Origin of the sequence: Crocosphaera sp. Alani8, from assembly GCF_038442745.1 — a bacterium.
In the GTDB taxonomy this organism is placed as follows: Bacteria; Cyanobacteriota; Cyanobacteriia; order Cyanobacteriales; family Microcystaceae; genus Crocosphaera.
This window is the reverse complement of sequence record NZ_JARVCN010000093.1, coordinates 1-10655: the sequence shown is the minus strand read 5'-3', so window position 1 is coordinate 10655 and position 10655 is coordinate 1. Positions and strand designations below refer to the sequence as shown.

Genomic DNA, 10655 nt, shown 5'->3' with positions numbered 1-10655 from the left:
CATCTATTAGTAAAGGGTTTTATAAGGGGGTTAAAAAGAGCGGATTTGGTATGATAACTGATAACTGGTAGCTGGGAAACAAGATATCTCATGAATCATTACTGATTGCGGTAAGTTTAAGATACAGAAAGTTTACTTAGATTTTTTTGTACCTTTTGGGCAGCTAAAATAACGTTTTTGATTTTCTATTTTCATGACTGGTAAAGGTCTACTTTTAATTTTTACAAATGGGTTATTTCTGGTGCAAATAATATGGTTAATATGGGCTGCTCGATAATTAATATGAAGTACACCCATAACCTCTGGGGTCCATGAATTCCTAGTTTTAGGACGACCATAAGTTATTATTGTGAAAGGGTCAATTCGCTTGAACTCGTAGATAAAATTATCCCTTAAGGGACTCCCTGAAAAATTCATTGATTTTTCCAATATTTCAAATGTTTCTGGCATTTGACCAAATTCAGTAAAAAATGCACTTTGATAACGAAATATTCTTTCCATTTCCATCGGTAAAAAATGCACTAATCTTTGCGGAACCAGATATTTTTGATAAATAAAATATGTAAGCCCTGTAGAAACTAAGAGAATACTACCAATTATTAATTGTTTTAAAAAAGAATTTTCAGATTTTTGCTCTTTTTTATTATTTGCTTGTAAAATCAATTGTAGTTGTTCGTAAGCTTGACGGGATAATTGAATTCGCTTTTCTGGTGCAGGATTAATTAATTGTTCTAACCAGGCAGTTAAGTTAGGACTTAATTCGATTTCATGACTGAACTGTAAACGATTATTATGTAGTAACTCCGAGGGAGATTTACCTGTTAATAATTGTATTAAAGTTGCTCCCAATGCGTATAAATCTGATGCTGGAATTGCTTGACCCCATAATTGTTCTGGAGGTGCATAACCATTCGATCCAACAATAGTAAATGTTACACCTTCTTGGCGAGTTTTGTCTTGAACAGCCCCAAAATCCACTAAATAAATATGACCGTCTTCCCCTAAAATTAGGTTACTAGGTTTAATATCTCTATGAATAATGGGAGGATTTAATTCGTGTAAATAAATCAAAATTTCTAAAATTTCTGAGGCAATACGACACACCTGTTTATCCGTCATTTGACGATGTTTTTCTAGCCATTGTTTTAAGGAAATTCCAGGTATATAATCTTGAACTGTTACTAACCAAGTTAAATCAGATTGTTGTTTATCTAGAGTAAAATAATCTCGATAATTAGGTATTTTAGGATGATCCAATGTTTTTAAAACTTGTGCTTCTCTTTCAAATAATTTAATTGCTTCCCAAGTAACATCCGAGTTAACTGCTAATAGTTTAATTATCACCTTTTCCTTTGCAGATGTTTCTAAATCGATTGCTTGCCAAGTTTTGCGACCTGCGTATTCACTTAGTTTTTCTTCTAATTGATAGCGTTGATTGAGAATAGTATCAAAGGTTGTCATAATGTTAACTAATAACAGTAATTAAGTTTATAATTGAATGGTGCCATTATCTTGATAATTTTCAAAATTAGATTTTGTTATTTTAGATTCATTGATAGTTTCTAAACGATTTTTTAAGTAATGACTTATCCATAGTTTTTCTTGGTGAGATAAAAATAAATAATATTTTTCCTTTTTTTTAGAGTCCTTTTGTTGAATAATTAGATTATTGAATTTATCGATATAAAAAAACTTAAGTTGAGAAATGTGATAAGACTTAATTTGTGAGAACTTAGTAAAACTTTTTTTAAGTCTAATTAATTTATAATCGGAATAAATATTGATTTCGTAGTGCGTAAATCGACCAATTCGTACAAAACCCAAACCACTCAAGTTATTTAGTAGGCGAGATAATATGGTATGAGAGAGAATTTTATTAGAGACTGTTTGGATTTTTGAAAACAACTGATTTATTACTTTCAGTTCCGACTTTAAGAGAATCAAAATTATATAAGCACAAAACAAATAAATACCCAGGAACATAAAAATAGGCAAAGAAACTCGCCAAGATAATAAAAGAAGAACTATCATTGTTTTAAATATATACGAGTTCGTAAATTTATGATGAGATGATTGAATTTGTTTAAACCTTTTTTTAAAATGATAGGCAATAAACACACCAGGAGCTAAAACAATATGAGTAACTAATATGGAATGGGAAATTGCTATAATACTCAGGAATAAATTTCTAAAAAATGGTGATAAATTCAACACAAATAAGCCGACACTTATAGTAACGATAATAATAAAAATAATTCCTGATAACTTAAGCACATCCAAAACAATAGTTATGATTTTGGAGGTTAAGTTAGTTCGATTGAAAAATACAGTTAAAAGTTTTCCTGGAATAGATAAAATAGCTTGGTGAGAAGATTCTTGTATTTTTATCTTACTAGTAAAAAGTAAAACAACAGCTTGTAAACTGTCTTTAGGAAAACGCTTAGTTTCTAGGGATATTAACGCTTCTTTTGCTGACTTAAAACGAGTGTTTAAATCAGGATCGATTAATCGCTCAATCCACTTAACAAAAAAAGTATCAATACTTAAGCGATCGCTGAATTGAATTTTTAAATTATCTTGAGGTAAATTAACAGGAGAAACACCCGTTAATAAATGAATTAAAGTTGCACCTAATCCATATAAATCCGATGCAGGAACAGCTTTTCCCCATAACTGTTCTAGCGGTGCATAACCCGTTGTTCCTACAACAGTAAAAGTAACACCTTCGATAGCGGCTGCATTTTGAACCGCCCCAAAATCAACTAAATAAATTTCCTCATCTTCCGTCAAAATCAGATTACTCGGTTTAATATCCCTGTGTAAAATAGGAGACTCAAAGTTATGTAAATATTGGAGAATTTCTAAAACTTGAACCGCAATATTATTAACTTGTTCTTCTGTCAGATGTTCTCCTTCTTCTAATACCTGCTGTAACGTTTTGCCAGGAATGTAATCTTGCACTAACCCAAACCAACAAAGACTTGCTTCCGTATTCTTTTCTATGGTAAAATAGTCTTTATAATTGGGTATTTTTGGATGATTAAGTTGCTTGAGAACATCACCTTCTCGTTCAAACAATTTATAGTCATCCCAGTGCATTTCGGGATGAAAAGCCAACAGTTTAACGATAACAGATTGATTTTGAGATGAGATAATATCCTTAGCTAACCAAGTTTGACGACCTGCATTATTGGCTAAACATTGGCTTAGTTGATAGCGATCGCAAAAGATTTGTTGAGGTTCCAACATAGGGAAAATATCCCTGAAATTTTAAAGTCATAGTAAGTGTTCCCAAAATGATCAAAAAACTCAACGTGACTGAGATATATTCTTTACTTTTTTGCAACTATAGACATTTAACTTATACATAATCAAAAAGATTAGGTTGACTTTTTTAACTCAATGTAAAATTTAATGAAGAAAATGGGCAACTTAAGCATGGATCATATACTTAATTATCCCCAATAATTCCCATGAGAGATAAAATTGTCGCCCTCACAGATAATCTCAGTCGCACCATAGTTGGTAAAGAAAAGCCCATTCGCCTCGTTATTGTCGCTTTGCTGAGCGGGGGACACGCATTACTCGAAGATGTTCCCGGTGTGGGAAAAACTCTCCTTGCCAAGTCTTTAGCTCGTTCCATTCATGGACGGTTCCAAAGGGTTCAATGTACCCCTGACTTACTTCCTACCGATGTAACCGGAACCAATATCTGGAACCCCAACAGTCGAGAATTTGAATTTTTACCTGGTCCTGTTTTTGCTAACGTATTATTAGCTGACGAGATTAACCGCGCCACTCCAAGAACCCAATCTGCGCTTTTGGAAGTGATGGAAGAGAAACAAGTAACAGTCGACGGACAAGCGAGACGAGTTCCTAAACCTTTTTTTGTGATCGCCACTCAAAACCCCGTAGAATCTCAGGGAACTTTCCCCCTTCCCGAAGCTCAAATGGACCGCTTTACAATTTCTTTGAGTATGGGTTATCCTAGCGAGACCGAAGAATTACAAATGTTACAAAACCAGTTACAACAGGTTAGAGTGGAAGAACTGAAACCCTGTATTTCCTTAGAAGATGTAGAAGAATTACAACGTTTAACCAGCTTGGTGAAAGTGACCCCATCTTTACAACAGTATATGCTCGGTATTGTGCGCGCAACCCGAACCGATGATGATATTAGCTTAGGGGTAAGCCCTCGGGGTACGGCGGCTCTACAACGGGCTACCCAAGCGGTTGCCTTCCTCGAAGAAAGAGATTATGCCACCCCAGATGACGTTAAATTTATCGCACCCTATGTTCTATCCCATCGTCTGATAGTGGCCAATGGTCGTCAACCTCATGCCATTATGGAACGGTTATTGCGATCGCAGGTAGTAGAACCCGAACTAATGGCCGCCTAACTCAATCAAAATTTCTAACATATTGCAAGGAGTCTAACAAGGTTCCTTGCAATTTTTTTAGCAGATGATTAAAATAGTTTACATAAGTTTACAAGAGGCTCAGAAATATGAGTAACGTGATCATTGCACTTTTTACCTTAGTCGCTATTGTTGTGGCTTTCAGAAGCCAACAACATCAAGCAGAAACTGAGTCTGTAATGATTCCCATACCCATTAGCAACCGAAGAAGGAAACCCTAAATTATGTTAGAAAATTTAATCATTTTTTTACAAGACGAGTTAGATATTCCAGCAGAAGAGATTAATCTAGCCTTGCGACACACTCAAGCCATTCCTGCTCAAGTCCCGATGCAACTATGGAAATATGGTTTAATCGATATGACTCAGCTAGAGAGAATTTTTGACTGGTTAGAGTGAGGAAAAATTAGAAAAATAAAGTTGTATCAAGTTCCGTATTTGTCAGACTTTATAATCTGAGTTAAATATAGGCAAATTTATAAAGAACTTGCCAAAATTAGTAGCCTCAAACACCTATCATTTATTAACAATAGACCCAACTCCCAACTTAAGTTTTACAGTTATTGTCGTAAGACTGAGAAACGCTACATATTAAACAATTAATCTAGTTCTCTTCGTCCTTCCAACGCCCGCGCCAACGTTACCTCATCGGCGTATTCTAAATCCCCCCCCATAGGTAAACCAAAAGCGATGCGAGTCACTTTTGCAAAAGGTTTGAGAAGTTGACCGATGTATAGGGTAGTTGTTTCCCCTTCAACAGTTGGGCTAATAGCCAGGATAACCTCTTTTACCCCTTCTTGAGCTACTCGCCGTACTAGAGGCTGAATATAGAGTTGTTCCGGACCAATACCATCCATAGGGGACATAACGCCACCGAGTACATGGTATTTTCCTCGGTATTCTCGGGTTTTTTCCAAAGCAATAACATCACGAGAATCAGCCACCACGCATACCGTTTGTGAGTCACGGTTAGGATTACGGCAAATATCGCAGATAGGTTGTTCAGAAAAATGAAAACAAACCTTACATAATCCTACTCGCTTCTTAGCATCGATCAACGCTTTAGCAAGAGCTTGAATTTCGTTATCAGGACGTTTGAGAATATGCAGAGCCAACCTCTGAGCCGTTTTTGGACCTACTCCGGGCAAACGTTGTAGTTGTTCAATTAATCGAGCTAAAGGGGGTGTATAAATAGAATTTTTCTCCCAATTTAATTAGACAATTAATAATAAAAAAGTTAGAGAACAGTTAATTTATGACTTACTCATCGGATTCTTCTTTCTGAGTAGTCGGTTTTTTGGGTTTATCTATTTTTTTAACAGGTTTTTTATGTACCCTTGGGGGTCCTTGTCCTTCAGTAGTCGCCTTAACTGGTTTCTTGTAACGGGGGATTTTTTTTGTTGGAGGTTCTAAATCTTTATCCCATCCCCAACAGTTACGAGACGGTATGAATTTAAAATTTCCTTGAATAAACCAACGGGGAGGTAACTCCTCTTTTGATATTTTCGGGTTAAAGCGGAAAGGTTTAGCATCATCCTCTCGACGCATCAAAACAGGAAGATGGGAAGCTTTAAATTTTCCCTTCGGATCATTGGCATTCTGGTTACGATAAACAGAAATAACCGGCGTTCGCACTTGGGGAACAAACTGCCAAACCCCTCTGAATTTGAACATACCTGGTTCTTCCTCCCAAGGGTTTTCTTCTTCCCAGGCAGCCACTTGAAAATAAATCTGAGGATCTTTGCGGGGAATCATCAAGCATTTGGGATAAACTCGCAAAAACAGCAGTTTATCGGGGTTAGCTGCCATTTGTTTGAGCCAAGCTTGATAACGATAACCTGCAATGAATAATTTATAGCGTTTGCCCCCCAAACGGAGCAAAAAATTATCCTCTTCATCTTGTTCCGGTTTCCCTTTTAAGGTTCCAATCGCTTGAAAAAGAATAGGGTTTTCCTCGACTTCAGGTCCGGTAGCTGAAGTTTCTTCGGATTCAGTAGGTTGCGATACCTCAGTAGTGAGTTCTTCTGGGGCAGACATTTTAGCGTTTCCCAATAATCTTTTGTGGTTTATTTAACGAAATTTATATAAATGATAAACCCCTAGATACAATAAGTCTAGGGGTGATATAATAAATACTTTAACCCTAATTATCCTTCAAACCTAGCTAATGGATATTTAGCAGATTAATTATCAAGTATTCATCATCATTTATCCATTAGAAATTATGTATTGTCTGGGATTAATGAGCGGTACCTCGGTGGACAGTATCGATGCTGCTCTAGTGAAAATTACAGGAAAAGAATTAGATTTCAATATTGAATTATTGTCTGGGATTAATTATAACTATCCAGACAAACTAAGACAAACAATTTTAGAAGTGGCAGGGGGAAAACCCCTATCAATGGAAACCTATGCCGAATTGGATGAAGCAATTGCCCTCTGCTTTGTCGAAGCAGTTAAAAAAATAAAACAGACCCATCCTGACATAGAATTAATTGGCTCCCACGGACAAACAGTATATCATCGTCCCCCAACGAAAGAAAGAATAGGTTATACCCTCCAATTGGGAAGAGGAGAACTAATTGCCAATTTAACAGGAATTCCCACCGTTAATAACTTCAGGGTAGCTGATATGGCAGCTGGCGGGCAAGGTGCGCCCCTAGTATCTAAAGTAGATGCCTATCTATTGAGCGACTTTGATAAATATCGTTGTGTGCAGAATCTCGGTGGCATCGGTAACGTCACCTATTTACCAGCCAAAAAAAACCAAAATTGGGAGCATAAGGTCACAGGTTGGGACACTGGACCTGGTAACATCCTAATGGATTTAGCGGTACAGAAATTAAGCAACGGGGAAAAAACCTACGATAAAAATGGTCAATGGGCAGCCAAAGGAAACCCACACCCAGAGTTAATCCAACAATGGTTAAAGCAAGATTTTTTTCAGCAACCTCCCCCAAAATCCACTGGGCGGGAATTATTTGGGTCAGACTATTTAGAACAATGTTGGCAAGACGCACAGAAATACAACTTATCAGAAAGCGATTTTTTAGCCACCCTAACAGATTTAACCGCAGCCTCAATTGCCCATAGTTACAGGAATTTTATCCAAGATCCCATCGACGAGATTTTGTTATGCGGAGGAGGCTCTCATAACCTATATCTAAAAAAAAGAATTCAAGACCATTTTCCTGAGCAAACTAGAGTCACAACCACCGATGAAGTAGGGATGAATAGCGATTTTAAAGAAGCGATCGCTTTCGCTATTTTAGCCTACTGGCGATACGTAAGTAAGATATCAGGTAATCTACCCCAGGTAACAGGAGCTAAGCAAGAAAGGTTACTGGGAGATGTTCACCACCCGATTTAAAAAAGCTTGAGACCTGTTAGTTTTCTGTGAATTTAGGGAAATCTAAAGTAGAGAAACCTAAGAGTGATAGCCGTTAGAGGATTGAATCAGAAAAAATCTTTTCTGAACCTTGAAACAAAAAAAATTGCCTTTTCTTTGGCGAATAAGATTAACCTTATTTTTTCCCACCATAGGACTCAAATTCTATAGTAAAAGAGATTAAGGAGTGGTATCTTGGCTCATAACTTTTTAATGGAAGCAGGACGCTGGACAATCGAGGGAAACTGGCTCGAACGCAACGAAATGCCCCTACCCGTCAAAGGGAAAAGTATCGTGGCTTGGAGTAATGATAATTGGTTCACCATGGTTACTAAATTGGTATTTCCCCAGAGCGATCGCCCCGAAATTGCCTTCCAATATCGAGGACACCTGGATGGAGAAGAACGAGAATATAGTTACGTTCTTCAACAAAGCGATCTAGGAAAAGTGGAAGGGGAAGGATGGATCGGCCCAGACTCGATTATTCAACGCTATTGGGTATTAGGCGATCGCCAGCGACGTAGTGGCTTTGAAACCTTTTACCGCCTTAATCATAATATCTACCGTTTCTCTGGTGGTCTGCTTACTGGTCATTACCTTACTAGCACGATGGAGGCGACATTTGAGCGTCAATTATGATGTTCATTTTCTCTCCTCAAACCTGTTATCCCCAACCCCTAATTTTTGATTGCTCTCACCATTAATGAACCATTATGAATCCCCCAGTTACCATGAAAGAAACTCATCAACGTCGCTTATTGGCTAACCGTTATCAACTCATCGATCTGGTGGGCAGCGGTGCGATGGGTCAAGTGTATCGTGCTGAAGATAAATTGCTCGGCGGTGTCACTGTTGCTGTTAAATTTTTGTCTCAAGCTTTACTAAACAGTAAGATGCGGGAGCGTTTTGAGAGAGAGGCTACAGTTTCTGCTCTTTTGGGGGAAAAAAGTAATCATATTGTAAGAGTGCGAGATTATGGGGTAGACGAAAAAGAGATCCCTTTTTACGTGATGGAATTTCTTAAAGGGGAAAGTCTCAACGAAGTTATTAAGTTTCGGCCTCTATCTCTACCCAGATTTTTAAAAATTGTCCAGCAAATTTGTTTTGGTCTCGAATGCGCCCACAAAGGGATTATGTTTGAAGGGGAGATGTGTCCCATTATTCACCGAGATATCAAACCCAGTAACATTTTAGTAATTCAAGATCCCGCTTTAGGAGAGTTGGTTAAAATTCTCGATTTTGGTATTGCTAAATTAATCCAGTCCGGAGAAGCTCAAACCCAGTCTTTTATGGGAACTTTGGCCTATTGTTCCCCAGAACAAATAGAAGGGAAAGAACTCGATAGTCGCTCGGATATTTACAGTCTGGGGATCATGATGTACGAAATGCTCACAGGAGAAATGCCCATTTTCCCTGAAAATTCTTCTTTTGGGGGTTGGTACGAAGCTCATCACTACGCCAAACCCAAACCCATTCCAGCTAAATTAGGTCTTCCTCCTAAGTTAGAAAGTTTACTTTTAGAATGTATGGCTAAAGATCCTAGCCAACGTCCTCAAACCCCCACAGAAATTTTAAAGAAATTAGAAAACTTAGAACCCCCTCAATTAGAATCACAACAAGAAACTTTAGTGGCCAATAGTAACCCGACGGTTAATAAGTCCACTAGACCAACTTTAAGAAGGCCTTGTCCTAAAGGAGACGATATTTGCTTAAAAATGACTTGGCCTGATGACAAACCACAACAAAAAATCGTATTTCCTCAGATTGTTCGTGCTTCTGAGGGAAATTTTAGCAGTTTGTGGGTGATGCTTGATGAAGAAGATATTGCCAATCGTCTCTCTAGTATTCGTTACAATCAGTTTGTGTTTATTACCAGTCCCCATCCGATGATTTTGTGGATCACTGTACTCTATCATCGCGAACACGGTCCGAGATGGTTACCCTGTTATTTGGATCTCAAAAGTTCATCCGGTCAACGGTTTGCTCGTCTATTGGGGGAGTTAGGTTCCTATTGGATTTTGTTTTTTTCTCTGGAAAAAGGCAAGACTTGTCAGCACGTTGTAACAACTAATATTGCTCTCAACCAGTGTAAGAATTTACAAGAATGGGCAGATAAAAGTCAACTGTTGCGAGGAGGTAAACCTCAAATTACCAAGCGAATGTTAAAACAGGAATTTGAGAAGTTAAAACCAACTATTGAAAATAAACTCAAGACTACCTACACCACTTGTCGTAATGGTTCTCATCGGTAATTAATAATTTGAGTTCCGTGTTAGGAGTTCGGACTTCGGATTTTGGATCGGCCCTGCTTCGCCGGGAAGTTAGACAAAAAATAGCATTCAACCATATCACAAAAGACTTTCTCTAATAAATCCAACAATCAAGATTACTATGGTTATGATTGCAGTGACTGATACAATTGATTCTTTAACGCTAGAAAGGTATTGAGGGGAGCGACGCAAAAATGTCGCATCGACCGGAATTCGGTGAAAGCGACTGGGGATAGGAGTTTTGGGAAAAGCTGATGTGGGCTGTCAGATCAGTTCGGCTCCGTTCTGATGAGAACACCACTCAATCACGGCGATCGCTAAAAACGGGAAAAAGTTGGGGAGGCTTGGAGGCAAAAAGACGAAGAAAAGACGAAGAAAAAACAGAGAGAAGACTTAGAGAAGGCGCAGAAAGGGTATTAACTCAATAAAAAACAGAAAATGGGGACTCTTGCTGTTTAATTGGGTTAAGCTAGAGCCATAACCCCCTTATCAAACCTTGAATAATCCCCATGAGTTTTGAAAACATATTACGAATACTTTAACTGAATTGTTGAGGAGTTTTCAATCAGCGATCGCCCCG

At 37.8% G+C, this 10655-nt stretch carries 11 protein-coding genes; 7 read left to right on the top strand and 4 right to left on the bottom strand.

What is annotated here, in order from left to right; translation table 11 throughout:
- Positions 1-132: 132 nt before the first annotated feature.
- Positions 133-1461, bottom strand: coding sequence for a serine/threonine protein kinase (locus tag P9B04_RS06935; protein ID WP_342054265.1), 1329 nt, complete (start codon positions 1459-1461; stop codon positions 133-135).
- 27 nt (positions 1462-1488) lie between these two features.
- Positions 1489-3249, bottom strand: a complete 1761-nt coding sequence (locus P9B04_RS06930) for a serine/threonine protein kinase (protein WP_342054264.1) — start codon at positions 3247-3249, stop codon at positions 1489-1491.
- A gap of 224 nt (positions 3250-3473) precedes the next feature.
- Between P9B04_RS06930 and P9B04_RS06925 the strand changes: the two genes are divergently transcribed.
- The 3 genes from P9B04_RS06925 (at position 3474) to P9B04_RS06915 (ending at position 4816) form a co-directional block, all read left to right on the top strand.
- Positions 3474-4400, top strand: coding sequence for an AAA family ATPase (locus tag P9B04_RS06925; RefSeq protein ID WP_342054263.1), 927 nt, complete (start codon positions 3474-3476; stop codon positions 4398-4400).
- Positions 4401-4507: 107 nt separating this feature from the next.
- Positions 4508-4639, top strand: a complete 132-nt coding sequence (locus P9B04_RS06920) for a hypothetical protein (protein ID WP_342054262.1) — start codon at positions 4508-4510, stop codon at positions 4637-4639.
- Between the two features lie 3 nt (positions 4640-4642).
- On the top strand, positions 4643-4816 hold the full coding sequence (locus tag P9B04_RS06915; RefSeq protein ID WP_342054261.1) for a DUF2949 domain-containing protein: 174 nt from the start codon (positions 4643-4645) through the stop codon (positions 4814-4816).
- Positions 4817-5016: 200 nt separating this feature from the next.
- On the opposite strand, the gene recR is transcribed toward P9B04_RS06915, so the two are convergent.
- Both recR and P9B04_RS06905 read right to left on the bottom strand, forming a co-directional pair.
- Positions 5017-5610: a recombination mediator RecR gene (recR, locus tag P9B04_RS06910; RefSeq protein ID WP_342054266.1), complete on the bottom strand. Its 594-nt coding sequence runs from the start codon at positions 5608-5610 to the stop codon at positions 5017-5019.
- Positions 5611-5677: 67 nt separating this feature from the next.
- Positions 5678-6454, bottom strand: coding sequence for a hypothetical protein (locus P9B04_RS06905; RefSeq protein ID WP_342054260.1), 777 nt, complete (start codon positions 6452-6454; stop codon positions 5678-5680).
- Positions 6455-6641: 187 nt separating this feature from the next.
- On the opposite strand from P9B04_RS06905, the gene P9B04_RS06900 reads away from it, so the two are divergent.
- The 4 genes from P9B04_RS06900 to P9B04_RS06885 all read left to right on the top strand — a co-directional run bounded on the left by P9B04_RS06900 (position 6642) and on the right by P9B04_RS06885 (position 10503).
- Positions 6642-7787 (top strand): anhydro-N-acetylmuramic acid kinase, encoded by a 1146-nt coding sequence (locus P9B04_RS06900; RefSeq protein WP_342054259.1) that lies wholly within the window; start codon positions 6642-6644, stop codon positions 7785-7787.
- Positions 7788-8000: 213 nt separating this feature from the next.
- The gene (locus P9B04_RS06895; protein WP_342054258.1) at positions 8001-8444 is read left to right on the top strand and encodes a hypothetical protein; all 444 of its coding nucleotides are present in this window, start codon (positions 8001-8003) and stop codon (positions 8442-8444) included.
- A gap of 74 nt (positions 8445-8518) precedes the next feature.
- A complete protein-coding gene (locus P9B04_RS06890) occupies positions 8519-10057 on the top strand; it encodes a serine/threonine-protein kinase (protein ID WP_342054257.1) in 1539 nt (512 codons plus the stop codon).
- Between the two features lie 272 nt (positions 10058-10329).
- Positions 10330-10503, top strand: coding sequence for a hypothetical protein (locus tag P9B04_RS06885; RefSeq protein WP_342054256.1), 174 nt, complete (start codon positions 10330-10332; stop codon positions 10501-10503).
- Positions 10504-10655: the final 152 nt, after the last annotated feature.